This is a genomic window from Methyloparacoccus sp. NF-16 (genome assembly GCF_056880625.1).
Genome location: NZ_CP174130.1, coordinates 1,381,768 through 1,407,685, shown reverse-complemented (window position 1 = coordinate 1,407,685; position 25,918 = coordinate 1,381,768). Strand labels below are relative to the sequence as shown.

At 68.9% G+C, this 25,918-nt stretch carries 21 protein-coding genes; 14 read left to right on the top strand and 7 right to left on the bottom strand.

Annotated features, from left to right (window positions below; all coding sequences use genetic code 11):
• Positions 1–63: 63 nt before the first annotated feature.
• The 6 genes from pepN (at position 64) to ACH5N8_RS06740 (ending at position 6,581) form a co-directional block, all read left to right on the top strand.
• Positions 64–2,706 carry an aminopeptidase N gene (gene pepN / locus ACH5N8_RS06765; protein WP_483283176.1) on the top strand — a complete coding sequence of 881 codons (2,643 nt, stop codon included), beginning with the start codon at positions 64–66 and terminating at the stop codon, positions 2,704–2,706.
• A gap of 1 nt (position 2,707) precedes the next feature.
• Entirely contained in the window at positions 2,708–3,631 is a 924-nt protein-coding gene (locus ACH5N8_RS06760) for a hypothetical protein (RefSeq protein WP_483282993.1), read from the top strand.
• Entirely contained in the window at positions 3,628–4,611 is a 984-nt protein-coding gene (locus ACH5N8_RS06755) for a vWA domain-containing protein (RefSeq protein WP_483282992.1), read from the top strand. The genes ACH5N8_RS06760 and ACH5N8_RS06755 overlap by 4 nt, the downstream gene beginning before the upstream one ends.
• Entirely contained in the window at positions 4,599–5,159 is a 561-nt protein-coding gene (locus ACH5N8_RS06750; protein ID WP_483282991.1) for an MxaK protein, read from the top strand. The genes ACH5N8_RS06755 and ACH5N8_RS06750 overlap by 13 nt, the downstream gene beginning before the upstream one ends.
• 44 nt (positions 5,160–5,203) lie before the next feature.
• Entirely contained in the window at positions 5,204–6,196 is a 993-nt protein-coding gene (locus tag ACH5N8_RS06745) for a vWA domain-containing protein (protein ID WP_483282990.1), read from the top strand.
• 79 nt (positions 6,197–6,275) lie between these two features.
• Positions 6,276–6,581 (top strand): hypothetical protein, encoded by a 306-nt coding sequence (locus ACH5N8_RS06740; protein ID WP_483282989.1) that lies wholly within the window; start codon positions 6,276–6,278, stop codon positions 6,579–6,581.
• A gap of 19 nt (positions 6,582–6,600) precedes the next feature.
• Here the strand turns inward: ACH5N8_RS06740 and ACH5N8_RS06735 are convergent, their stop codons facing one another.
• The 5 genes from ACH5N8_RS06735 to ACH5N8_RS06715 form a co-directional block, all read right to left on the bottom strand.
• Positions 6,601–9,066 carry a glycogen/starch/alpha-glucan phosphorylase gene (locus ACH5N8_RS06735; protein WP_483282988.1) on the bottom strand — a complete coding sequence of 822 codons (2,466 nt, stop codon included), beginning with the start codon at positions 9,064–9,066 and terminating at the stop codon, positions 6,601–6,603.
• Between the two features lie 128 nt (positions 9,067–9,194).
• On the bottom strand, positions 9,195–9,638 hold the full coding sequence (locus tag ACH5N8_RS06730) for a YqaA family protein (protein WP_483282987.1): 444 nt from the start codon (positions 9,636–9,638) through the stop codon (positions 9,195–9,197).
• Between the two features lie 153 nt (positions 9,639–9,791).
• Complete coding sequence (locus tag ACH5N8_RS06725) at positions 9,792–10,937, bottom strand: lipocalin-like domain-containing protein (protein ID WP_460027113.1); 1,146 nt, start codon at positions 10,935–10,937, stop codon at positions 9,792–9,794.
• A 4-nt stretch (positions 10,938–10,941) separates the two neighbouring features.
• Positions 10,942–13,500: an FtsX-like permease family protein gene (locus tag ACH5N8_RS06720; RefSeq protein ID WP_483282986.1), complete on the bottom strand. Its 2,559-nt coding sequence runs from the start codon at positions 13,498–13,500 to the stop codon at positions 10,942–10,944.
• A complete protein-coding gene (locus ACH5N8_RS06715) occupies positions 13,497–14,177 on the bottom strand; it encodes an ABC transporter ATP-binding protein (RefSeq protein ID WP_483282985.1) in 681 nt (226 codons plus the stop codon). The genes ACH5N8_RS06720 and ACH5N8_RS06715 overlap by 4 nt, the downstream gene beginning before the upstream one ends.
• Before the next feature lie 546 nt (positions 14,178–14,723).
• Here ACH5N8_RS06715 and ACH5N8_RS06710 point away from each other — a divergent pair.
• The gene (locus ACH5N8_RS06710) at positions 14,724–14,960 is read left to right on the top strand and encodes a YgaP family membrane protein (protein WP_483282984.1); all 237 of its coding nucleotides are present in this window, start codon (positions 14,724–14,726) and stop codon (positions 14,958–14,960) included.
• Positions 14,961–15,046: 86 nt separating this feature from the next.
• Here ACH5N8_RS06710 and ACH5N8_RS06705 read toward each other — a convergent pair whose 3' ends face one another.
• Entirely contained in the window at positions 15,047–16,345 is a 1,299-nt protein-coding gene (locus ACH5N8_RS06705) for a transporter substrate-binding domain-containing protein (RefSeq protein ID WP_483282983.1), read from the bottom strand.
• 51 nt (positions 16,346–16,396) lie between these two features.
• On the opposite strand from ACH5N8_RS06705, the gene ACH5N8_RS06700 reads away from it, so the two are divergent.
• The 6 genes from ACH5N8_RS06700 (at position 16,397) to ACH5N8_RS06675 (ending at position 23,574) form a co-directional block, all read left to right on the top strand.
• Positions 16,397–17,113 carry a potassium channel family protein gene (locus ACH5N8_RS06700; protein ID WP_483282982.1) on the top strand — a complete coding sequence of 239 codons (717 nt, stop codon included), beginning with the start codon at positions 16,397–16,399 and terminating at the stop codon, positions 17,111–17,113.
• Complete coding sequence (gene gcvT, locus ACH5N8_RS06695) at positions 17,110–18,204, top strand: glycine cleavage system aminomethyltransferase GcvT (RefSeq protein ID WP_483282981.1); 1,095 nt, start codon at positions 17,110–17,112, stop codon at positions 18,202–18,204. The genes ACH5N8_RS06700 and gcvT overlap by 4 nt, the downstream gene beginning before the upstream one ends.
• A 26-nt stretch (positions 18,205–18,230) precedes the next feature.
• On the top strand, positions 18,231–18,617 hold the full coding sequence (gene gcvH, locus ACH5N8_RS06690) for a glycine cleavage system protein GcvH (protein WP_460027120.1): 387 nt from the start codon (positions 18,231–18,233) through the stop codon (positions 18,615–18,617).
• 10 nt (positions 18,618–18,627) lie between these two features.
• Positions 18,628–21,531 (top strand): aminomethyl-transferring glycine dehydrogenase, encoded by a 2,904-nt coding sequence (gene gcvP, locus ACH5N8_RS06685; RefSeq protein WP_483282980.1) that lies wholly within the window; start codon positions 18,628–18,630, stop codon positions 21,529–21,531.
• Between the two features lie 95 nt (positions 21,532–21,626).
• Entirely contained in the window at positions 21,627–22,319 is a 693-nt protein-coding gene (locus ACH5N8_RS06680) for an SIMPL domain-containing protein (protein WP_483282979.1), read from the top strand.
• A 4-nt stretch (positions 22,320–22,323) separates the two neighbouring features.
• Complete coding sequence (locus ACH5N8_RS06675) at positions 22,324–23,574, top strand: dicarboxylate/amino acid:cation symporter (protein ID WP_483282978.1); 1,251 nt, start codon at positions 22,324–22,326, stop codon at positions 23,572–23,574.
• Positions 23,575–23,580: 6 nt separating this feature from the next.
• On the opposite strand, the gene ACH5N8_RS06670 is transcribed toward ACH5N8_RS06675, so the two are convergent.
• Positions 23,581–24,105: a hypothetical protein gene (locus ACH5N8_RS06670; RefSeq protein WP_483282977.1), complete on the bottom strand. Its 525-nt coding sequence runs from the start codon at positions 24,103–24,105 to the stop codon at positions 23,581–23,583.
• Positions 24,106–24,248: 143 nt separating this feature from the next.
• Between ACH5N8_RS06670 and ACH5N8_RS06665 the strand changes: the two genes are divergently transcribed.
• The gene (locus ACH5N8_RS06665; RefSeq protein WP_483282976.1) at positions 24,249–25,907 is read left to right on the top strand and encodes an MFS transporter; all 1,659 of its coding nucleotides are present in this window, start codon (positions 24,249–24,251) and stop codon (positions 25,905–25,907) included.
• Positions 25,908–25,918: the final 11 nt, after the last annotated feature.

The window sequence follows — 25,918 nt, the reverse complement described above, 5'->3', positions numbered from 1 at the left end:
CTGTGAAAGCCGCTATCGGGCCCCTGCCACCCCCATCCGCCGCCAACCGACATGACGCTGCCCATGCGCGATGCCTCGCCCAGAACCGTCTACCTGAAGGATTACACCCCCCCGGACTTTCTCGTCGACCGCATCGACCTTCTGATCGAGCTCGACGAACAGGCGACACGGGTCACGGCCACCCTGGCCATGCGGCGGCGTTCCGGGGCCCGCCGTGCCGCCGTCCTGTCGCTGGACGGCGAGCAGCTGCGACTGGTCTCGCTGAAGCTGGATGGACTGCTGCTGGAACAGTCCCGTTACGCGGTGCACGCCGATGCCCTGATCGTCCGCGAGATTCCCGGGCAACCGTTCGTCCTGGAAACCGTCACGATCATCGATCCGTCCGCCAACACCGCCCTGGAAGGGCTTTACCTCTCCGGCGGCATGTTTTGCACCCAGTGCGAGGCCCAGGGCTTCCGCAGGATCACCTACTTCCCGGACCGGCCGGACGTCATGGCCGTCTACACCACCACCCTGGTCGCGGACAAGGCGCGCTACCCGGTATTGCTGTCCAACGGCAACCTCGACGGCAGCGGCGACCTGCTGAACGGTCGCCACTGGGCACGCTGGATCGACCCCTACCCCAAGCCCAGCTACCTGTTCGCGCTGGTCGCGGGACAGCTGGAGTGCCTGGAGGACCATTACACGACCCGCTCAGGCCGGGCGGTGACGCTGCGCATCTTCGCCGAGGCGCACGACATCGACAAGTGCGGCCACGCCATGGCCTCGCTCAGGAACGCCATGCGCTGGGACGAGGACAACTTTGGCCGGGAGTACGACCTCGATCTGTACATGATCGTTGCCGTGAGCCACTTCAACATGGGGGCGATGGAAAACAAGGGGCTTAACATCTTCAACACCCGCTACGTGCTGGCGCGGCCGGACACGGCAACCGACGCCGACTACGAGCACGTCGAGGGCGTCATCGGCCACGAATATTTCCACAACTGGACGGGTAACCGGATCACCTGCCGCGACTGGTTCCAGCTCAGCCTCAAGGAGGGCCTGACGGTCTTCCGCGACCAGGAGTTTTCCGCCGACCGGCATTCCCGGGCCGTCAAGCGCATCGACGACGTCAACATGCTGCGCACCCGCCAGTTCGCCGAGGACGCGGGCCCTCTCGCCCACCCCGTGCGCCCGGAGTCCTACATCGAGATCAACAACTTCTACACCCTGACGGTGTATGAAAAGGGCGCGGAGCTGATCCGCATGCTGCGCACCCTGCTCGGCGCCGGCGGCTTCCGGTCCGGCAGCGATCTCTACTTCACGCGGCACGACGGTCAGGCCGTCACCTGCGAGGACTTCGTCCGCTGCATGGAAGACGCCAATGGCGTCGACCTCGCGCAGTTCCGGCGCTGGTACAGCCAGGCGGGCACCCCGGAACTGACCCTGGAAAGCCACCACGACCCCGCCAGCGCCAGCCTCGAACTGATGGTCCGCCAGCGTTGCCCGGCCACACCCGGGCAGCCGGACAAGCTGCCCCTGCACATCCCCCTGGCGCTGGGATTGCTCGATGCCGACGGGTTCGAGCTGCCGCTGCAGCTCGACGGCGAGAGCGACCCGTCCCCCGCGACGACCCGCGTGCTGGCGATCCGCGAACCCGAACAGCGCTTTCGCTTCGTCAACCTGCCGGCGAAACCGGTCATCTCCGCCCTGCGCGGATTTTCCGCCCCGGTCCGCCTGACGCTGGCGCGGACGCCGGACGAACTGGCCTTCCTGTTCGCGCGCGACAGCGACGCCTGCACCCGCTGGGATGCGGGCCAGCAACTCGCCACTCAGGCCATCCTGGAAACCCTGCAGCGACCGGAAGACGCCCGCTGCGCCGATCTGCTGGTGGCGACCTTCCGTGCCCTCACCCGGGAAACGTCGCAGGATCTCTCCTACCAGGCCCTGCTGTTGACCCTGCCCGGCGAGGACTATGTCAGCGGCTGCCTCGACAGCGTCGATCCGGTGGCGCTGCACCAGGCACGTCAGGACATTCGCCGCCGGCTGGCAAGCGAACTGACCGAGGCCTGGCGGACGCTCTACCACGACCACCATCGCGACGAGTACAACCAGTTCGACGCCCCGGCGATCGGACGCCGGCGGCTGAAGAACACCGCCCTGGACTATCTCGCCAGCCTGGACGATGCCGACGCGCACGAGCTGGCGCTGCGGCAATTCGAGACCTGCCGGACCATGACCGACCGCATCGCCGCCCTGGCCGCCATCGTCAACAGTCACCATCCCCATCAGACCGCAGCCCTGGAGGCGTTCTACCGGCAGTGGCGGGACGAGGATCTGGTGGTCGGCAAATGGTTCACGCTCCAGGCCACCAGCCGTCTGCCCGGTGGGCTGGCGCGGGTTCAGGCACTGATGCGGCACCCTGCCTTCGATATCCGCATGCCCAATCATGTGCGCTCCCTGATCGGTGCCTTCAGCCAGTCGAATCCGGTGAACTTCCATGCCGGGGATGGCGCCGGCTATCGCTTCCTGGCCGATCGCGTCGTCGAGCTGAACGGCATCAACCCGCAGATTGCCGCCCGCATGCTGACCGCACTGACCACCTGGCGCCGCTACGAACCGCACCGGCAGGCGCTGATGCGCGCCGCGCTGGAACAGGTGGCGGAGACAGCCGGACTATCGCCCGATGTCTATGAAGTTGCCACCAAGGCCCTGGCCGCCTGACATGGCCCGCCCTGCCTCGTGCACGCCGGGGGCCGGCATCGGGCTGGTGCTGCTGACGCTGGCGGGATGCGGGCCGGCCGGCGACCCGGACCGGCTGCCGGCCGCCAGCCTGTCGCCCACGCGCGATTACGGCTATGTGCTAGGCGATGAAATCCACCACGCCATCACCCTGGAACTGGCCGAGGGACAGTCGCTGGAACGCCAGGATCTGCCGCCGAACGGTCCCCTCGACGACTGGCTGACGCTGCGCGACAGTCGTGTGCAGCCACTCGACGGCGGTGCGCGGCCGCGCGTCCGGCTCGACCTGGCCTATCAGGTATTCAAGGGGGTGCGGCAGCCGGAAACGGTCGCCATCCCGCCCCTGAGCCTGCGCATCGCCGGACCGCCCCCGCATGAGCTCAAGACCCCCGCCTGGTCCTTCACCCTGGCCCCGGTGATCCCGCCCGATCTGCCCGACGAGCAGGTCGAGGTACGCGACCCGCTGCCGCCCGAATCCGCCGACACGAACGCGGCCGCGAAGCCCCTGGCCGGCTGGCTGACCGGCCTGGCGTCGACCGGTGGTCTGATCGGCCTGCGCCAATACCTGCGCCGCCGCAGGGTGCTGCCTTTCGCCCGCGCGTCCCGCGAACTGCGCCAGATACTCGCCTCCGGCCACGACGCCGAGACCCTGCGCGCCGCTGCCCGCACCCTGCACCGGGCACTGGACCAGACCTTCGGCGAAACCCTGTTTAGCAACCAGCTCGACCGCTTCTGCGCCACCTGCCCGGCCTTCGCCTCGCTGCGCGAACGGCTGGCGGAGTTTCTCGGCTGGTCGCAGGCCCTGTTTTTCGATCCCGGCGCACCGGTCCGCCTGGATGCCGAAACCCGCCGATGGCTGCGCGATCTGATGGAGCGCTGCCTGAGCGCCGAGCGCCGACTGACATGAGCCTGGGCGTCCTGCACCCTCTGGCGCTGACCCTGCTGCCGCTGGCCGCCCTGCCCTGGTTCCGCCGCGGCCAGGCGGCTGTCACCTGCTCCTCGCTGGCGCTCATCCCCGAGGACCCCTGGTCGGAGGTCATCGACCGGGGCCTGCGGATAGCCGCCTGCCTGGTGTTCTTCTGCCTGATCGTGGCGATGTCGGGACCCTACCGGCGGGAGCAGGTCGTCGAACGTATCGGTACCGGCGCGCACATCGTGCTGCTGCTGGACCGCAGCAGCAGCATGAACGAGAACTTCACCGGCCGTTACCTGGGGGCGCGGGCCACCGAATCGAAGAGCGCCATGGCCAGGAAGCTGCTGTCCGAGTTCGTCGAACGCCGCCGGCACGACCTGTTCGGCATGGTCGCGTTCGCCGCCGCGCCCATCTATGTCCTGCCGCTGACCGAGGACAAGGCCGCCGTGCAGGCAGCGATCGCGGCAGCCGGCGGCCGGGGCCATGGCGTCACCCATATTGCCCCGGGGCTGGCGATGGCACTGGACTTTTTCGCCCAAACGCCGCGTCGGGGTTCGCGCATCATCCTGCTGGTTTCCGATGGCGCCGCCCGCATCGACGACGAAACCCGGGACCGGCTGCGCCAGACCTTCCGGGAGACGGAGACCACCCTGTACTGGATCTATCTGCGCAACCCGACCAGCGCGCCGCTCACCGAAAGGCCGGCCAACCCCAATGAAACGACGACCCCCGAATACTTCCTCAACGCCTATTTCGAGTCCCTGGACATCCCCTATCGCGCCTTCGAGGCCGAGAACCCGAACGCCATGGAAAAGGCTATCGCCGAAGTCGAGCGGCTGGAGAACCTGCCGCTGCCCTACCAGCAGAGACGCCCGCGCGAGGACCTCGCGGGCGGCTTCTACGGAGCGGCGCTGGTGCTGATGCTCCTCCTGCTGGCCGGACGAGCCCTGGAGATTCCGTCATGGAACGCCTGATGCGCCACCTCCTGTCGCCCTGGCTGCTCGGCGGCCTGGCGCTCCTGTGCCTGGCCGGCGCCCTGCATGCCGGCGCGCGCTGGTACCGGCTGCATGAATACAATCGGCGGCTGGCGGAGCCGGCATCTATCGACATCACGCCCGACACCGATGCCGGCCTGGTCTTGGCCAAGGCCTACCGGCTCCAGTCGGGTGGCGATCCGCTCGAAGCCATCCGCCTCTACGGGACGATATTGCAGCAGGGCGATGCCCGCTTCCGCGCGCGGGTACGCTACAACCTGGGCACGCTCTACCTGCGCGATGCCGCCAGACTGTGGAAGGACCGCGGGCTGCTGGAACACGTGCGCATCAACACCCTGCTGGCGGCGGCCAAGGACAGCCTGCGCGAATCCCTCAGCCTGGACCCCACCCAATGGGATGCCCGCTATAACCTGGAATATGCCTACCGCATCACGCCACCGCCCAAGGAGAAGCCCAAGAACGATTTCCAGGGCTCCAAGGGTAGCGTGTTCGCGACCTTGCCCAGCATTCCCGGCGGCGGCCCCTGAGTCATGGGCAACAGCGCCATGACCAGACCCGGTCGCCGCGTCCCATGAGTCGCCGGCAACGCGCCTGGCCCTGGCCGCGCCGGCACGGGCGTACCCTCTGGCTGGCACTCGCCGCCCTGCTGGTCGCCCTCGCCCTCCTGCAGCCCCGGATGACCTTGCCACAGGAGGTCTATCGCTATGTGATGGTGTTCGACATCACCCAGAGCATGAACACCCGCGACTACCATCGGGCCGGCTGGCCCGAGGACCGGCTGGGCTACGCCAAGCAGGCGGTGCGGGAAAGCATCAAGGCGCTGCCCTGCGGCTCCGAGGTGGGACTGGGCCTCTTCACCACGCAGACCGTGCAGCTGCTGTTCGAGCCGCTGGAAGTCTGCACCCATCTGCCGATCATCGACGATGTCCTGAACCATATCGACTGGCGCATGGCCTGGTCGGCGGACACCCACGTGGAGACGGGGCTCTACCACGCCATTCGCGAGGTGCGGAAACGCGATGCCGGCCTGCGGCTGGTGTTTCTCACCGATGGCCAGGAGACTCCGCCGCAAACGGTGCAGCCACAGTTCGACGGCAGCCCCGGCGAAGTGCCGGGGCTGCTGGTCGGCGTGGGCGGAACCGCGCCGGTGACGGTACCGCGCTACGATCGGGAAAACCGGCCGCTGGGCATCTGGGAAAACGCCGACATCGAGAAACCGCCGGTCTCGACCACCGTCTACTCGGTCAAGGTCGAGACCCGCAGCCTGCCGGCCGAGGGGCCCTATCTCTCCTGGCTGGACGAGGCGCACCTGAAGGTCCTGTCCGCCGGCACCGGCCTGCGCTATCTGCGCCTCGACGACCCCGCCGCGTTCATGGCCTTCATGACCCGCGCCGAGTTCGCCGAGCGCCGCCCGACCTCGACCGACGTCCGGCCCCATCTGGCCGGCATGGCCCTCTTGCTGCTGGCCCTGAGCTATGGCTACGAACGGCGCCGGGGGAGCCATGGCAAAGGGAAACCTCCCGGCCATGGCCGCGTCAAAGGCTTCCGCCGGTCCGCTGGCTGAGCGGTATACTCGGCAGCCGCAACATGCGGGGGAAGCCCCGCGTCCGCTTCAATAACAACGACTCGAGAGGAGACGACCCATGGCCATGTTCTTGTCCGTACTGCTGACGATCGGCTTCGCCTTCTGGTTCTACAGGACGGCCGTGCACCGGCAGGCCAACAGCGTGCAGTGGGCGATCGTCGGCGCCGTGTCGTACCAGCTGCCCGCCTGGGCCTGGATGCTGCTGATCTCCAAGCCCTACCTGACCTCGCTGCAGGGTACCGCCAACAAGACCAGCCTCGCGGCGGGACTGATCGGCCATTCCTGGATCGCCGTCGGCGTGGTTGCCGCCCTGCTGGTATACCGGTTTGCCCTGCTGAAGAGCAACGTGAAGGTCTCGTCCTGAGACGATCCCGCCGCCGGCCTCAATCCGGGCGCGGCGCAACCCCCCAGACATCGCGGGCATAGGCCTGGATGGCGCGGTCGCTGGAGAAGATCCCCGAGCGCGCCACGTTCACGATGGCCTTGCGGGTCCAGGCTTCCTGGTCCGCATACAGGGCATCCACAGCCTCCTGGCTGGCGACATAGCCGCCATAGTCCGCCAGCAGGGCATAGCGGTCACCGCCCAGCAGCAGGGTATCGACCAGGGGCTGGAAACGGCCCGGATCGTCCGGGCTGAAATGACCGCCGGCAATCATGTCCAAGGCCTGTTTCAGCTCGGGATTGCCGTGATAGTGATCCCACGGGTTGTAGCCCTGCCGGCGAAGCGCCGACAGCTGTTCGGCGGTGTGGCCGAACAGGAAGAAGTTCTCCTCCCCCACCGCGTCGCGGATCTCGATGTTGGCGCCGTCCAAGGTGCCCAGCGTCAGGGCGCCGTTGAGCGCCATCTTCATGTTGCTGGTGCCGGAGGCCTCGGTACCGGCCATCGAGATCTGCTCCGACAGCTCCACCGCAGGGATCAGCTCCATGGCCCGCGAAACGTTGTAATCGGCCAGAAACACGAGATTCAGGCGATCCTTCACCGCGGGATCGCGATTGATGACGGCGCCGACATCGTTGATCAGCTTGATGATCAGCTTGGCCATCCGGTACCCGGGCGCGGCCTTGCCGCCGATGATGACGGTGCGCGCCGGCAGCGCCAGATCGGGATGGGTACGCAGGCGGTTGTAGCGGGTCACCACGTGCAGGACGTTCAGCAGCTGGCGCTTGTATTCGTGGATGCGCTTGATCTGCGCATCGAACAGCCATTCCGGATGCATCAGCTGCCCCGTCGCCAGCGCGAAACCGCGGGCCCAACGCGCCTTGTTGGCCATCTTCACGGCCCGGAAGCGTTCGCGGAAGCCGGCGTCCTCGGCCAGGGGCTCCAGATCGGCGAGACGCTCGAGGTCGGCGATCCAGCCCGGACCAATAGCCTCGGTGACCAGCGCCGAAAGGCCCGGATTGGCCTGATGCAACCAGCGCCTCGGCGTGACGCCATTGGTGATGTTGATGAAGCGGTCCGGGAAGATCATCGCGAAATCGCGGAAGATCGTTGTCTGCATCAGATGCGAGTGCAGCTTGGCCACGCCGTTGACCTTGTGGCTACCGACGATCGCCAGATGCGACATGCGCACCCGCTGGCCATGCTCCTCGTCGATCAGCGAGACGCGCCGGATCAGGTCCATGTCCCCCGGATGGCGCAGGCTGACCTCGGCCAGGAAGCGCCGGTTGATCTCGTAGATGATCAGGAGATGCCGCGGCAGCAGGCGGTTCATCAGGCCGACCGACCAGGTTTCCAGCGCCTCGGGCAGCAGGGTATGGTTGGTGTAGGCGAAGGTCCGCACCGTGATGTCCCAGGCCGGCTCCCAGGCGAGCCCGTACTGGTCCACCAGCAGTCGCATCAGCTCGGGGATGGCGATCGCCGGATGGGTGTCGTTGAGCTGGATGGCGACTTCGCTCGGCAGGTCGTCGAACGAGGCGTGATCGGTGGTGAAGTGCGACAGGATGTCCTGCAGGGTGGCGGAAACGAAGAAATACTCCTGCCGCAGCCGCAACTCGCGCCCCATCTGGGTGGTATCGTCGGGATACAGGACCTTCGAAAGGTTTTCCGAGCGGGTCTTCTGCTCCACCGCGCGGATGTAGTTGCCCTCGTTGAAATACTGGAGGTCAAAGTCGCGCGAGGCCTTGGCCGACCACAGGCGCAGATTGTTGACGGTCTTGCCGCCATAGCCTGGAACCGGGGTATCGTAGGCCATGGCCATGACGTCCTCGGTATCGCGCCACTCGTAGCGCGGGCAGTCGTCGGTGCAGGCGACCTGCACGGCTGTGCCCTGGAACTGCACCCGGTACATGACATCCGTGCGCGGGAATTCCCAGGGGTTGCCGAAGCGCAGCCAGTTGTCGGGATGCTCGACCTGCCAGCCCGCCTCGATCTGCTGCGTGAACATTCCGTATTCGTAGCGGATGCCGTAACCGAAGCCAGGCATGTTGAGGGTCGCCAGCGAATCCATGAAGCAGGCGGCCAGGCGGCCCAGCCCGCCATTGCCGAGCCCCGCCTCCGCCTCCCATTCGCCGATCTCCTCCAGCCGCAGGCCCACATTCTCCAGCGCCTCGCGAAACGCCCCGGCGCACTGCATGTTGAGCAGCGCGTTGCCCAGCGTGCGGCCGATCAGGAACTCCATCGACAGGTAATAGACCCGCTTGGCATCCTGCAGATAGTAGCGGCGCATCGAGTCCATCCACTGCGAGGTCAGGAGATCCCTGACCACATGCGCCAGCGCCAGAAACCAGTCGCGCTGGCTGGTATCCACCGGATCCTTGCCGAGCAGATACATCAGCCGCTGCACCAGGGCCTGCTCCAGGCCGGTCAGGTTCTCGTCGGGATGGGAGAGTTCGGGGATACGGGTATCCATGGGTATGCCGCAAGATGGGGAATGGGGAAGGATGGCGCGCCCGTCAGGTTCGGCTTGTCGCGGCGCGGAGACAGATTATCCCGCATCCGGGGCCAAGCGGGCGCCGCAACGAGGCAATGGCCCGTTCCTCAGGCCAGCATGGCCCAGGCTATGGCGCCGTAACGGGCGCCCTTGCCGAGGGCGATCAGCAACGTGGAGCTCGCCAGCGGCAGGCGCAGCCAGCCGGCGGCGAAGCAGAAGCCATCGCCCACCAGCGGCAGCCAGGACAGCAGCAACAGAGGCCTGCCCCAGCGGCGCACCCGCAGGACCGCGGCGCGGCGGCGGGCGTCGAGCGGCCGGTCGGCCGGATAGCGCCGGCTCAGCCAGTAGCCCAATCCCCAGGTCGTCAGCGCCCCCAGGGTATTGCCGACCGTCGCCACCGCGACCAGCTGCGCGGCCGCCCCGTGCGACTGGCTGATCAGGTAGGCCAGCACCGCCTCGGACCCGCCGGGTGCCAGGGTGGAAGAAATGAAGGCGCTGAGGAACAGCCCCCCCAGGCCGGCGGAACCGCCCGCCACGTCTGTCATGTCCATCAAGGTCGGATGCTCCGGAATGTGCGCCTCGCCGTTTCCGCCATGCCGGGCGGCGGGCCCGGGTACCAGGAAGCGGGCATGTCCCGGGGCAGCCGGCACGATGATGCCGGTCAGGCCGGCCCCGCGCGCCCCGGCACGGTACGGCCCAGCCCTTCATGGTTCGCCGCTGCGCTCCACCGCTCCCGGGGCGTAGCCGGTGAGTTCGACATAGCCGCGGCCCAGGCGGCGACGGGTCGTGGCATCGAGCACATCGACGGCGCCCTCCCAGTAGTGCGCGTCGTGGCGGAATTCCTGGTCGGCCAGGACAGGACGGATTTCCCATGTCTGCCCCGTGGGCTTCACGGTCAGCCGCCAGGCCGCCGGGTAATCGTAACCGCCGGGGCTGCGCCAGTGGTCCAGCACCGCCAGCGTCACGTCCTCGTGCGCCAGATGACGCCCCGCACCCTCGGCCGCGAACAGCGCGCCGGAACTCAGCGGATCGTCCCCGCCATTGCGGCGCCGCATGCGGAAATACATGAGATCGCGGCCATCGTCCAGTTGCAGCGAGAACCAGTCCCAGCCAGCCTGGTCCGGCGCGAGCATGCTGGTGCTCCATTCGCGGTCCAGCCAGGCAAGGCCGTCGACCGGCCATGTCGTCCCGGCGAGACGCACCTGCCCCCTGGCCTGCAGGCGCGTCATCGAATAATAGTAGGAGGCGTTGCCGGGCTCCGCGCTTTTCTGGCTCAGCCCGCGATCGCCCTGCAGGACGGGTGGCTTCCGGGGCGTGAGTTCGAGCGCCAGGGCGACATCCCCCTGCGCCGCGGTCAGACGCCACACCGTCGGCGCATCCGCCGGGGCTTCGATGCGCCAGTCGTCCAGCCAGACGCGAAACGGTTCGGCCTGCGCGCCCGCGAGACCGATGGCCTCGCGCGACAGGCGCTGGAACGCGGTATAGCGCCGGCCGGCGACATCGGTAAGGGCGAAATGGGCCATCCAGGCGTCCTGTCCGGCCCAACGGGAAGCGCCCGGCCGCCGGCCATGCCGCAGCCCGTGGCGGAAAAAGGTGATCTGGAAGCCGAAGCGCCGGCTTCCGGGCCCCTCCAGATTGCCGGTCACATACCACCACTCATCGCGGAAATCGGGGTGTGGGCCATGGTCGGCGGGGAAGGCGAGCGGCCGCACCGCCAGCGCCCGCGCGAAGCCCTGCGTGTCGGCCTGATGCAGCGTGGCCGCCACACCCTCGCCCGGCGGCACTGGCGCCTCACAGCCCGGCAGGCTCAGCAGCGCCAGCAGGATGCCGGCAATGCGCCAGGTCGTCATGGCCTCATTCCTCCCGCAAGGCCAGTGCCGGCGCTATCCGCATGGCCCGCCGCGCCGGGTAGAGCCCGGCCAGCAGCGCCGCCAGCAGCGCCAGCGCCACCGCCAGGAACAGGGGCGGCCCGGAAACCGTCAGCGCCATGGTCCAGCCGAAGGAGCGCAGATTGATGACCTGCACCAGGGCCACCGCCACGGCCAGCCCCAGCGGCACCGCGAGACATCCCGCGATCAGCCCCATGCAGCCGGTCTGCAACAGCACCAGTGCCCCCGTCTGCCGGGGCGTCAGGCCGATCGCGCGCAGCACCGCCAGTTCGCGGCCGCGCTCGGTCTGCAGGGCCAGAAGGGCGCTGACGATGCCGATGAAGGCGACCCCCACCGCCAGCAGGCGCAGTACCTGGGTGATGGCGAAGGTGCGCTCGAAGGTCTCCAGCGACGCGGCGCGGATCTCGCGGTTGGAGCGCACCATCAGCGGCTCGCCGAGAGCCGCCAGCCGCCGCTCGACCTCGGCACGCACGCTGGCGAAATCGGCGCCCGGCGCCAGGTACAGGCCCAGCGTGGTGCTGGCGGCAGCCGGCCAGTAGCGCTCGAACAGCCGCCGGTGCATCACGATCAGGCCCTGATCGGACCGATAGTCGAAGAAGATGCCGGCCACCGGCAGGCTCACCGGCCCGCTGGGCGTACCCAGCCCGACGGGGTCGCCGACCCTGAGCCGATGCCGCTGCGCGTAGGGCTCCGAGACCAGGAGACCTTCCAGCTCGGGAAACCGCGCCCACAGCCGGCGGCCATCGCCGTCGCGGAAGCGGAAGCCGGGCCGGTCGAGGTAGGGCGGGTCCAGCACCAGCAATTCGCTTTCGCCGAGCGAGGTGTCGAGGAACAGCCGCCGCCCGGGGCTCAGCCGGTCGACACCGGGAATCCCGGCCAGTTGCCCGGCGAGGTCCGGCGGCAGGGGCGGGCTGGCGCGCGAGGTCGAGCTGGGCGCGGCGATATAGATATCGGCTTGCAGGATCTGCTCCAGCCATTCGGCGATGGTGCCACGGAAACTCTCGATCATGGTGCCGACGCCAATGCTGACCGCCACGGCGATGGACAGCGCGGCGATCGCCAGCCCCGTGCGGCTGAGGGAAGCCGCAATGCCGCGCACGGCGAGACGGAGCAGCCAGGCCCGGCCTGGCCCCTGCCGTGCACCGGCCACTGCCGTCCCCCACCGGGCGGCAAGGCGTGTGCCGGCGACCAGCGCCAGCGGCGTCAGCAGCCCATACCCCAGCAGCAGCAGGAACACCCCGGCGATGGCCGGCGCCAGACCCGGCAGGTCCACCGTCAGCAAGGCGCCGGCCCCGAGCAGGGCGAGGACGGCGGCCGCGCCCAGCCAGGGCAGGGCCCGCCGCATCGAGTGCTCGGCGCCGGAGCGGGCCCGGGTCAGGATCGGCGAGGTCAGCGCCGCCTCGACGGCCGGTCCCAGGGCCGCCAGCACCGCGACGGCCACGCCCAGGCCGGCGCCGCTGGCCAGCACCAGCGGGTCGACGATGAGTTCGCTGACGGTCAGCACAAAATAGAGATCGTTGATGGTGCGCGTGACCATGTGCAGCAGCGCGCGGGCGACCAGCCCGCCGAGCGCCAGCCCCAGGGCGCTGCCGAGCAGCCCGAGCAGCGCGGCTTCCAGCAGGATCTCCGCCAGCAGCTGCCGGCCGGTCGCGCCCAGCAGGCGCAGGGATGCCAGCAGCTCGCGCCGCTGCAGTACCGAGAAGGCCATGGTGTTGTAGATCAGGAACGACCCGACCAGCAGCGCCAGCAGGCTCATGGCGCGGAGGTTCAGCTCGAAGGCCGCCGTCATGTTCTGCGTCGCGCTCTGCCGGCCGGCGGCGGAGGCCAGGGTGACGCCAGGCGGCAACAGCGCCCGGACCCGCGCCTCGCTGGCGGATGATCCGTCCAGCACCAGATCGATGCGATCCAGCCAGCCGACGCGCCCCAGCAGTTCCTGCGCGGTCGCCATGTCAGCCAGGATGACGCCTTCCAGCGCCGGATCGGGCGGCCCGTCGGCCTCGATCAGGCCGACCACCCGCAGCCGCTGCGGCTGGGTCGCCAGGGTGACTTCCAGGGTGTCGCCGACGCGCACCCCCAGCCGTCCGGCACTGACCGCGGACAGCAACACGCTGCCCGGCTCCGTCAGCAGCCGCAGGCTCGAGTCGCCGCGCGAGGCGCGGGCAAAGCGGCTGCCGGCGTTGCGCTCGGCAAAGGGATCGAAGCCCACCAGCCGCAGGGTCGTCCCGGCCAGGCTGGCGAATCCCTCGATGGCCGGCGCGCTCTCGTGCAAGCCCGCCTCGGTGCGAAGACGCGCGAACAGAGCCTCCGGCAGGCCATCCGGCCCGTGGCTGCGGATATGGTGGGTGTAGTGGCCGGTCAGCGCCGCCATGGACAGGGCGAACGCCCTGTGCGTGCTGGTCGCGGCCAGGTCGATGGATATCACCATCGCCACCCCCAGGGCGACGCCAAGCACGGCCAGCAACCCCTGCAGGGGATGGCGGATGAAGTGCCGCCGGTTGGCCCGGCCCAGGAGCAACACGCTCACGCGACCGGCGCGATGCGGCCGTCCACCAGCCGGACACGGCGATCGGCGCGGCGCGCGACCTCGGCGCTGTGCGTCACCAGGATCAGCGTGCGCCCGCGCGCCCGCACCAGCCGGTCGAGCAGGTCCAGCACTTGCTCGCCGGTCGCGGCGTCGAGGTTGCCGGTCGGCTCGTCGGCCAGCACCAGCCGCGGCTGGTGAACCAGCGCCCGGACGATGGCGACCCGCTGCTGTTCGCCGCCGGAGAGCCGGTCGGGGTAACTCTCGGCACGCTCCCCGAGCCCGACCTCCGCCAGCAGGGCCAGCGCCGCCGGCCGTCCCCGGGGTTCGGTCACGCCGTTCAGCTCCAGCGGCAGCAGGACATTCTCGATCACCGTCAAGGTCGGAATCAGGTTGAAGAACTGGTAGATGAAACCGACCTGCCGCCGCCGCCACAGGGTTCGCGCCGGTTCGCCGAGGGCGGCCAGATCGGTCTCGCCGAAACGGATCGTCCCCGCCTGCGGCAGATCCAGCCCGCCGATCAGGTGCATCAGCGTCGACTTGCCCGACCCGCTCTGGCCGATGAGGGCAAGCTGTTCCCCTTCGTCAACGTCGAGGTCCACGCCCCGCAATACCGTCCGCCAGGCACCGGCTTCGCGGTAACCATGGGAAACCTGCCGGAGATGCAGCAATCGTTTCATCGTTTCTTCCATGAGTTCACGACAACGACCTCAAGACAGGCGGCGCGGCCTTGGTGAATCGGGCGCAATACGGGCCTGACCAAGGTTTCCCCCATGCCGGCAAGGGATTCCACCCGGCCCTTGGACGGCGCGATGGCAAGCGCGCGAATCCCGTATCGTCCAGGTCCAGGAAACCCTCTTTCGCTTGCGCCGAACGGGAGAGGCCGGCATATCCCGCCATACCGGATGCCGGATTGCGCCCATGGCTCGCCCTGCGGAGCAAACCCGGCTGCCGGCCGGGCGGGCCGAGCGGAAACCGCCCATGGCAAGACCCGGATATCGCCCGGCTTATGGCGCAGGCGCGCCCGACCCCGCCCCAGGAAGTCTCGCCCCTTGCCCGCCGGTCGCAAACCCTGGCCGAGTGCCCGCGGGATACCCCTGGTATGTCGTCCGCTCGCATCCCCCGCCATGATAGTATCGCGCGGTTGGCCGCAGCGGCTTTCCAATACCGGTAACAGCCGGTGGCACAACAGCTCTCGCATAACAACAACAAACCGGAGGATGACGATGAGTCTCGATTTTTCGCGCTTGCTCAAACGGGAATTCAATGTCGGCAAAAAGGACCAGCAAATCCGCCTGGGCGTCGGTGTCGGCCTCATGATCCTGGCCTCCATCATGGAAAGTGGCCTGCTGATGCTGGCGGGTCTCGTGGTCGCGACAATGGCGGTACTGAAGTGGTGTCCGGCCTACTCGCTGCTGGGCAGGAGCACCGTGGGTCCGGAGGACAAGCCACCGGTCGTCTAGGCCGCTGGCCGGCAAGGACCGAGCCGCCCTCTGCGGGCGGCTCCCGTCACCATGCCACGCCACCCGGCAGCGGGAAGATCCCTGAATCACCGCTGCTCTGACACCCGGGAAGGCGAAAAATCCGCCCGCGGCGGCAACACCGCCAGCAACGCCTCGATCGCCCCCTCATCCAGCCGGTCCGACAACCGGTCGTCGAGACTCCCGCGCACCGCCTCTTCCTGCCCCGCCAGCACGCTCCGGCAGCGCGCGATTTCCGGCAGCAGCGAGTCGCTCGCCGCCGCAACCGCCCGGCGCAGGTCCGCCAGCGACACGTCCGCGGCCGCCGCCGTCGGGCTCCGGGCCTGAATCTGCCGGGCCTGCGCCATCAGTACCTGGAACAGACGCCCGGCCGCCGCCTCGTCCAGCCCCGCGCGCCCGGCATCCGCACGGACCCGCGCCAGCACCTGGCGCTCCTGCGCCGGGTCGCTGATCGGCAGTCGCGCGCGGCGCTTCACGGCGGCGACCCGCGGCATCAGCGACAAGCGCAGGTCGATGGCCACCGCCAGGGCCCGGGCGCACCAGCCCGCCGGCGACGCCGCGGCGCCCGCCAGCAGCTGCCGCTGGCGCAGCGCGGCCAGCCCGCCGCTGGCTTCCTGCCGGGCCAGCCAGTCATCGATATCCCGGCGCAGCGGCAACCGATCGAGCGGCATGGCCAGCGCCTTCAGATCGCTGGTAAAGGGCCCCAGCTGCCGGACACCGGACCAGCGGCCCGCCTCGTGAATGTCCGAAACCACCGCCTCGACCCCGCCGCGCGCCAGCGCCTCGCGCAAGCGGCGGTTGTCGTCCAGGGGGCGCAGTTCGGCATGCCGGAAGCGGCTCCGCGCAACCCGCTCCAGATGGCCGCCGGCATTGACCGCGATGCGCCGCCCCGGCCGGTCCAGGGCGGCCAGCGTCGGCAGCTCCGCGGCATCCTCGGCGCGTATCACTGTCACCGCGCCGCTGGACGCATAGGGCCGGGAAAAGGCCATCGCCGACGCCCGGTCGCCACGCAGGGTGATGCCGCAGACCGCGAGATCCAGCCGCCCCTCGGCCATCAGTTTCGACAGCTCGCCCCACCGGTAGGGTCGCAGGCTCACCGGCCGGCCAAGATCGGCGGACAGCTGTCGCAGGAGTTCGATGTCGAAACCCGAGTAGCCCTGCCACGTGCCCGGACCGGACCGGGCCTCGCAGAAGGGCGGGTAGTCGCCGCTGACACCCACGATGATCGGTGGCGCTGGCATGTCCGGCCGGGGTGCCGGCGGCGTCGAACAGGCCGGCAGCAGGGCGAAGGCCAGGATGGCCGTTATCCGGCGGCAGGCAGGTTTGAGGGTATCGGGCAGCATGACGACAGGCGCGGAATCGGGCAAGGGAATCAGGATCGGGGATAATGACGCGAACCGCAACCGGAGATTCCCCGCATGTCTCGATTACGCGCCGGCTTTTCGGGCCTGCAGCGGCAAATCGGCAGCTTCGGCCTGCTGACGCTGGCCCTGCTGCTGATGATGCTGATCCGGCCGTTCCTGGACGAGGACGGTGAAGGCGGCCTGCTGACCGATCTGCTGTTTCTCGGCACCTTCCTGGCCGGCATCTACGCGGTCCGGCGCCAGCGCTACAACTACCGGCTGGCCATCGGCATCGCCTCCGTCAGCCTCGTCGGCCGCGTTCATCTGCACCTCAGCGACGCCGAGCTGATCCCCATCGTCGTCAGCCTGTCGTCCCTGCTGTTCCTGCTGCACGCCCTCGTCAACGTGGCAGGCTACATCTGGACGGAACGACGCCGCGTGACGCATGACGTCATCTTCGCCGCTGTCTGCGCCTATCTGCTGCTGGGCCTCGTCTGGGCCTATGTCTACGAGTTTCTGGCCATGGGCATGCCCGACTCCTTCCACGGCCCCGTCGCCACCCTGAACCGCGACGATTTCACCTATTTCAGCTTCGTGACCCTCGCGACCCTGGGGTATGGCGACATCGTGCCCATGTCCCGCCCGGCACGCGCGCTGGCCGTGATCGAGGCGGTCAGCGGCCAGCTGTACCTGGCCATCCTCATCTCGCGCTTGGTCGGCGCCCATGTGGGCCAGCTGCAGAAAGCGGCGCCCGCGCCCAGGACAGACCCTCATCGCCACGACGCACCATGAACCTGAACACCACGCTCAAGACCACCCCCCTGCATGCCCGGCACCGGGCGCTGGGCGCCCGGATGATGGATTTCGGCGGCTGGGACATGCCGCTGAGCTACGGCTCGCAGATCGAGGAGCATCTGGCCGTGCGCCAGGACGCCGGGCTGTTCGACGTCAGCCACATGCTGCCGGTGGACATCGCCGGTCCCGGCGCCGAGGACTTCCTGCGGCATCTGCTGGCCAACGATGTGGCCAGGCTGCGCACGCCCGGCCAGGCGCTCTACAGCTGCATGCTCAATGCCCATGGCGGCGTCATCGACGACCTGATCGTCTATCGCCGGTCGGCCAGCCAGTATCGGCTGATCGTCAACGCCGGCACCGCCGACAAGGATCTGGCCTGGCTGGAGCAGCAGCGACAGGCGCGACACAGCGACCTGGCCATCCAGGCGCGCCGCGACCTGGCCCTGCTCGCCATCCAGGGTCCGCGGGCGCGGGACAGGGTCTGGCAGGCCCTGCCGGAAATCCGGCCCGCCACGGACGCCCTCGCGCCCTTCCAGGCCGCCGAGACCGGACCCTGGTTCGTCGCCCGCACCGGCTACACCGGCGAGGACGGCTTCGAGATCCTGCTGCCCGCCGGGCTGGCCGAGACCACCTGGCAGGCCCTGACGGCGGCCGGCATCCGGCCGGCCGGCCTCGGCGCGCGCGACACCCTGCGGCTGGAAGCCGGGATGAACCTCTACGGCCAGGACATGGACGAGGACACCTCGCCACTGGATGCCGGACTCGGCTGGACGGTAAGGCTGGACGACGGGCGGGACTTCATCGGCCAGTCCGCCCTGCGGGCGCAGGGGCAGCGCCACCGCCTGCTCGGTCTGGTGCTGACGCAGCGCGGCATGCTCCGGGCCGGTCAGTCGGTCGCCACCGAACACGGCCCCGGGCATATCACCAGTGGCAGCTTTGCGCCGACCTTGCAACAATCCATTGCCCTGGCGCGCCTGCCGCTGGCATCCCGGCCGGGTGACACCGTGGCGGTCGACATCCGTGGACGCCCGGCCCCGGCCCGCGTCGTGCAGCCGCCGTTCGTCCGGCATGGCAAGATTCTCGTTTGAAACCGCACCATCCGACAGGAGATTTCATGTCCCAGATCCCCGCCAGCCTCAGGTACACCGATAGCCACGAGTGGGTCCGCCACGAAAGCGATGGTAGCCTCACGATCGGCATCACCGACCATGCCCAGGAAGCCCTCGGGGACCTGGTCTACATCGAACTGCCGGCTGTCGGCACCACGGTTGCCGCCCGCAAGGACATCATCGTCGTGGAATCGGTCAAGGCCGCCTCCGATGTCTACGCCCCGGTGGCCGGCACCGTCATCGCCGTCAACGAAGCGCTGGCGGCGGCTCCCGAGGCGCTCAACCAGGATGCCTACGCGGCCTGGCTGATCCGGTTGCAACCGGACGATCCGGCCGATCTCGACGGGCTGCTGGATGCCGAGGGCTACCGCGCCCTCGTCGAACCAACCTGAGCTGGCGGTCATGACCGGACAGCCGCGCCTCGACGAGCTGACCCAGGAGGACGACTTCCTCGCCCGGCACCTAGGGCCAAGCGCCGCGGAGGTCGCCGGCATGCTGTCGGTCCTCGGGCTCGCCAGCCTGGATGAGCTGATCGACCAGGCGGTGCCGGAAAGCATCCGCCTGCGGCAACCCCTGGCACTGCCCGGTCCGCGCCGGGAGGATCGCGCCCTGGCCGATCTCGCGGCGCGGGCCCGGCACAACCGTGTGCAGCGCTCGCTGATCGGCATGGGCTACCACGGCACCGTCATGCCGTCGGTCATCCGCCGCAACGTCCTGGAAAACCCCGGCTGGTACACCGCCTACACGCCCTACCAGCCGGAAATTGCCCAGGGCCGGCTCGAGGCCCTGCTGAACTACCAGCAGCTGGTGGTCGATCTCACCGGGCTGGACATCGCCAACGCCTCGCTGCTGGACGAGGCAACGGCCGCCGCCGAAGCCATGGCCATGGCGCGACGGCTGTCGAAGTCGGACTCCAGGCGGTTCTTCGTCGACGAATACAGCTTCCCGCAGACCCGAGCCGTCCTCGAGACCCGGGCCCGCTATCTCGGCTTCGAGCTGGTCAGCGGACCGCTCGCGACCGCGGCGCAGAGCAACTGCTTCGGCGCCCTGCTGCAATATCCCGACGACCGGGGCCTGGTCGCCGATCTCGGCCCGGCCATCGCCGGCCTCAAGGCCAGCGGGGCGATCGTCGCGGTGGCCTGCGATCCGATGGCCCTGGTGCTGCTGAAATCCCCCGGCGCACTGGGTGCCGACATCGCCCTCGGCTCCGTGCAGCGCTTCGGCCTGCCGATGGGTTATGGCGGCCCGCATGCCGCCTTCTTCGCCACCCGCGAGGACTGCGTGCGTTCGATGCCGGGCCGCATCATCGGCGTTGCGCGCGACGCGCGCGGCAGGACCGCGCTGCGCATGACTCTGCAAACCCGCGAGCAGCACATCCGCCGCGAGAAGGCCAACTCCAACATCTGCACTTCGCAGGTGCTGCTGGCCAACCTGGCCGGCTTCTATGCCACCTACCACGGTCCCGAGGGCCTGCGCACCATCGCCCGCCGCATCCATCGCCTGGCCGCCCTGTTCGCGGCGGGCCTGCGCGCGGCCGGCATCGCGGTCCGGCACCGGCACTTCTTCGATAGCGTCCGCTTCGATGCCGGCGAGCGGACGCCGGCGCTCCACGACATCCTGACCGGGGCCGGCTACAACCTGCGCCGGCTGGATGATGGCGGGCTGGCGGCGGCCTTCGACGAGACGGTGACGCCGGAGGCGCTGGCACAGCTGCTGAGCCTGATCACCGACCGGGAAGCCGACCTCGAACGGCTGGATGCGGAAGTCATCGCGACCGGCGAGAACCTGCCGCCGGCGCTGCTGCGCCAGGATGCCATCCTCAGCCATCCCGTGTTTCACCGGCACCGCACCGAGCATGGCATGCTGCGCTATCTGAAGGCATTGCAGAACCGCGATCTGGCGCTGGATCACGCCATGATCCCGCTGGGTTCCTGCACCATGAAGCTGAACCCGGCCAGTGCCATGATCCCGGTCGGCTGGCCCGAATTCGCCGACCTGCACCCTTTCGCGCCGGCCGATCAGACGGCCGGCTATCGCCAGCTGCTCGACGATCTAGCGGCCTGGCTGACGGCCATCACCGGCTTCGATGCCATCTCCCTGCAACCCAATTCGGGCGCCCAGGGCGAATATGCCGGGCTGGTCGGCATCCGCCGCTACCATGACAGCCGCGGCGAGGGACAGCGCGATATCTGCCTGATTCCGCAGTCCGCGCACGGCACCAATCCCGCCAGCGCCCATCTCTGCGGGCTGGAGGTGGTGGTCGTGGCCTGCGATGCCCAGGGCAACGTGGACATCGCCGACCTGGAGCGCAAGGCGGCAGAGCACGCCGGCCGGCTGGCGGCACTGATGATCACCTATCCTTCCACCCACGGCGTGTTCGAGGAGGCAATCCGCGACATCTGCGCCATCGTGCATCGCCACGGCGGGCAGGTGTACCTGGACGGCGCCAATCTCAACGCGCTGGTGGGGCTGGCCCGGCCCGCCGACATGGGCGCGGATGTCTGCCACATGAACCTGCACAAGACCTTCGCCATCCCGCACGGCGGCGGCGGCCCCGGCATGGGGCCGATCGGCCTTGCGGCCCATCTCGCGCCGTTCATGCCCGGCCACCCGGTACCTGGCCCGGAACAATGCGGGCAGGGCGCGGTGAACGCGGCGCCCCATGGCTCGGCCTCGATCCTGCCGATCACCTGGATGTACCTGGCGATGCTGGGCGGCACCGGCCTGGTGCAGGCCAGCCGCATCGCCATTCTCAACGCCAACTACCTGGCCACGCGGCTGGGCGAGCATTACCCGGTGCTCTACAGCGGCCGCCGGGGTCGGGTCGCGCATGAATGCATCCTCGACATCCGGCCCATCCGGGCGGCGACCGGCATCGCCGAGATCGATATCGCCAAGCGGCTGATGGACTATGGCTTTCATGCGCCGACGGTGAGCTTTCCGGTGCCGGGCACTATCATGATCGAGCCCACCGAGTCGGAAACCCGGGCGGAACTGGATCGCTTCGTCGAGGCCATGGCGGGCATCCGCGCCGAGATCCGCAAGGTCGAGTCCGGTCTCTGGCCCGCCGACGACAACCCCCTGAAACGGGCCCCGCACACACAGGCCGATGTGGTCGCGGACGACTGGAACCGTCCCTACAGCCGCGCGGAGGCCGTCTTCCCCCTGCCCTGGCTGCGCGCCAACAAGTTCTGGCCCAGCGTCAACCGCATCGACGAGGTCTGGGGCGACCGCCACCTGCAATGCAGCTGCCCGCCCACCGCGTCCTACGACACTGGCGCTGCGCCGCCCGGCCCGGCCGCCTGAGGAGGCCGGCCGCGACAAACCCGCGCCCTCTGCCGATTCGCGCCAGGCAAATACGCCCTGGGATACCTTCATCGTCCAGCCACCCGGAGTCGTCCATGAAACGCCTGATCTTCCTCGCCCTGTCCCTGCTGTCCCTGAGCACGCCCATGTCCCATGCCGCCGACACCCCTCTGATCTACGACCGCATCAACCTCGGCGCCGCCGCCCAAGGCAAGGCCGCCAACGATCTGCTGGTCGCCGTGCTGTTCCAGCGCAGCGAGGGCCCGCAGGCCGAACCGCTGGCGGCCGACGTCAACAAGGCCATCGCTGCGGCCGTGGAACAGGCGCGCAAGGTCGCGGAGGTATCCGTGCAGACGCTGAACTACCAGACGCAACCGACCTACCAGAACCAGAAGGTCAACGGCTGGAGCGTGCAGCAGTCCATCCGGCTGGAAAGCCGCAGTCCGGAAAAGCTCGGCCGGCTGATCGGCGAGTTGCAGAAAACCCTGAAGGTCGAATCCGTCAGCTACGAGATCTCGCCCGAAAGCCTGCATGCCACCCAGGACCGGCTGATCTCGGAGGCCCTCAAGGCCTTTCAGCTGCGGGCCGAGCGCATCACCCAGGATCTGGGCCGCAAGCGCTACCGCCTGGTCAACCTGGATGTGAACACCGCCGGCTCGGCGCCGCCGCCCGCCTTCCGGATGGCCCCACGGGCCATGGTGGCGGAAACCGCCAGCCCCGCACTGGAGGCGGGCGAACAGACCGTGACCGTCACCGTGCAGGGCACCATCGAGCTGCAGGCGGACTGAGCCGATGCCCCGCCGCCCCGGCCTCAACGGGCAAATCCTGCTGGCGGCGCTGGCCGGCCTCCTGGTCGGCGTCTACCTGAACCTGGCCGCCGACGACAGCCCGGCGCGCGCCGTCTGGCTGCCGCCACTGCAACTGCTGGGCGGGCTGTTCGTCGATCTGCTGAAGATGGTCCTGGTGCCGCTGGTACTGGCGTCGGTCGCCTCGGGCGTCGCCAGCCTCGGCGATCACGAACAGTCGGACCGCATCTGGCGCACGACCCTCTTGTACTACCTCGGCACCACGGCGCTGGCAGCCGGCCTGGGACTGGGGCTGATGAACCTGTTCGCGCCCGGCCAGGGACTGAGCCTGGCGATGTTCCGCGACGCCATGGGCAGCGGCCCGGCGCTGGCGCCGCTGGGGTTGGGGGAATTTCTGACGCATTTCCTGCACGGACTCTTCGTCAATCCCTTCAAGGCGATGGCGGAAGGCGCGGTGATGCCGACGGTGGTTTTCGCCCTGCTGCTGGGACTGGCCATCGCCCGCCTGGGCGAGTCGGCGAGCCGCCTGCGGCAGCTGCTGGACGATGCCCTGAACGTGATGCTGGTACTGATCGGCGGCATCATGCGCCTGGCGCCCATCGGTGTCTTCGCCCTGCTGACGCATCTGGTCGCCACCCAGACCACGGCCCTGTTCGCCAGCCTTACCGGCTTCATCGCCGTTGCCGTCGGCGGCCTCCTGATCCACGGCCTGGTGCTGCTGCCGGGCCTCCTCTGGCTGCTGACCCGCCATCGGCCGCGCGCTTTCTACGGACATGCGCAGGAAGCCCTGCTGACCGCCTTCGCCACCTGTTCCAGTTCCGCCACCCTGGCGGTAACCCTGCGCGTCGCCTGCGAGCATCTGCAGGTGGCGCCCCGGGTCGCCCGCTTCGTGCTGCCGCTGGGCGCGACCGTCAACATGGACGGCACGGCACTCTACGAGGCGGGCGCGGCGCTGTTCGTCGCCAACCTGGCAGGCGTGGAGCTGAACCTGCTGCAACAGCTGGTGGTCTGCCTGATGGCGATGCTGGCCTCGGTCGGCGCCCCGGGACTGCCCAGCGCCGGCATGGTCACCATGGTCATGGTCCTGCAATCGGTGGGACTGCCGGTCGAAGCCATCGGCATCCTGTTGCCCATCGACCGCCTGATCGATGCCGTGCGCACGGCCGTCAACGTCGAGGGCGATCTGGTGGGTTCGCTCATCGTCCACCGGGTCAGCGGCCTGCCCGCCGACGACTGAGGTACGCTACCTGGCTGCCCCGTCGACCGTGCCGGACGGGTTGGCAGGCCGGTAATCAGGCCATTCCGACCAGTGCCCGGAAACCTGCGGACGGGACGAGAGGGCATGGTCGAAGGCCGGCTTGTTCTGGATCATGGCGCGGGCAAAGCTGGCGGCGACGGCCGTCAGCTTCTGCACGACGGCTTCCTTGCGGGCCTCCGGGGCCATGCCCTGCGGCAACAGCAGCAGGTCGCTGAAGCGCCCGACGGGGATTTCCAGCGCGCCGTTCTGCAGCCGGTGGCAAAGTCCCAGGGCCAGATAGACGAGATCGCCGTTTGCCGCCGGCAAAGGCTGGGTATCCAGCAGGACCTGGATGCCGTACTGGCGTCCCGGAAAGGCGGTGGCGAACCCCTGGCCGATGCCCTGGCCCAGGGCCTGCTGGATCTCGCTGTCGAGCAGCGGGGTGTCGGAATTGGTGATGCTGGCTTCCCAGTTGACGGCCTGGGCCAGCATCGGCAGCAGGACAAGGAGGCATCCGGACAGTATCTTCATCGTGACCATCATGCGCGGGCTGCTTGGCACCATCGGGCCGGCCTGCCCCGCGATGCGGCCGGCCCTGCGCATCTTACCCGCGCCGCGCCCACCGGGGCCATTCCGGTAAAATCCGGCATCGTCCCCGCTTTCCCATCCCCATCATGCAAACGCCTTTCCCCCAACCTGTTCCCGCCCTGCTGGCATCGCTCTGGCGCTGGTTCGACCGCAACTTCATCGAGCTGGGCCGCGAGCTGCGCATCAGCTACCTGCCACCGCTGATGGTGTACCTGGCGGCCGGCATTTCCGGGCTCACGGCCATCGTCGGCACCTTCTTCGTCAAGGAATACCTGGGTCTCTCGGCCGAGTTCCTCGCCGGCCTGTCGTTCTGGGCCATGCTGCCGTGGACGCTGAAGCTGCCGGTAGGCCACCTGGTCGACCTCATCTGGCGCTACAAGGGTGGGCTGGTGTTTCTCGGCGCCGGCCTGATCGCCACCAGCCTGCTGATCATGCTCGGCCTGCTCCACGACCGGGCGGCCATGGAGGCCATCCTGCCGGCCGGCAGCTGGTATGTGCTGAGCGTGTTGCTGGCACCGGCCGGCTATGTGATCCAGGACGTCGTCGCCGATGCCATGACCGTGGAGGCCGTGCCCGCCGTCGACGAGGCCGGCCGCCCCTATCCGGAGGACGAGCAGCGCCTGATGCATGCAACCATGCAGACGCTGGGGCGCGTCGCCATCATCGCCGGCACGCTGATCGTGGCGCTGGTCAACGTGCTGATGTTCAACGGCGTCGAGGGCATGTCCGAGGCCGACAAGATCGCCATCTACCGCAGGCTCTACCTGATGGCGCTGATCATCCCCGCCACGTCCTGTTTCGGCGTGGCTTTCGCTGCCCATCTGCAGCGCCGCCAGCGGCAGGATCTGCGCCGGCTCGGCTACTCGACGGCGGAGATCGCCGCCATGACCGCGGTACACGAGACGCGCACGTCGCCGAACTGGTGGATTCTTGGCGGCGGCATCGCCTTCGCGGCCGGAACCGTCGCGGTAGGGCTGGCCGATCTCGCCTTCGGCCAGGAAATCATCTTCACCATCTCCATGGGCATCATTCTGGCGCTGATGTACCAATTGACCAACGACATGGCGCCCGCCGCCCGTTCGACGCTGGTCGGCACCGCGGTGCTGATCTTCTTCTTCCGTGCTGTGCCGACCCCCGGTCCCGGCTCCAGCTGGTGGATGATCGACGTGCTCGGCTTCGACCAGTCCTTCATGGCCCGGCTGTCGCTGATCGGCAGCGTGCTCAGCCTGGCCGGGCTGTTCCTGTTCCGCCGCTTCATGGCTGAGCGCTCCATCGCCGCCGTGGTGGCGCTGCTGACCTTGATCGGTGCGGCGCTGTCGCTGCCGGTCATCGGCATGTATTACGGGCTGCACGAGTGGACCGCGCGCCTGACCGGCGGCCTGGTCGACGCGCGCTTCATCGCCATCGTCGATACGGCGCTGGAATCGCCGCTGGGCCACATCGCCATGGTGCCCATGCTGGCCTGGATCGCCCACGCCGCGCCCAGCCACCTGAAGGCGACCTTCTTCGCCGTCATGGCCTCGTTCACCAATCTGTCCCTGGCGCTCAGCCAGCTGGGCACCAAATACCTGAACCAGATCTATACCGTCACGCGCGAGGTCCGGGATGCCGCCACCGGCCAGGTCAGCGTCCCGGCCGACTACAGCGAACTGGGCCAGCTGCTGATGGTGGTGACGATCATCGGCCTGGCGGTGCCGTTCGCCGCCATCGGCGCGGTACGCCTGTTCCGGCTGCGCAGCGTCTGACGGGGCCGGCC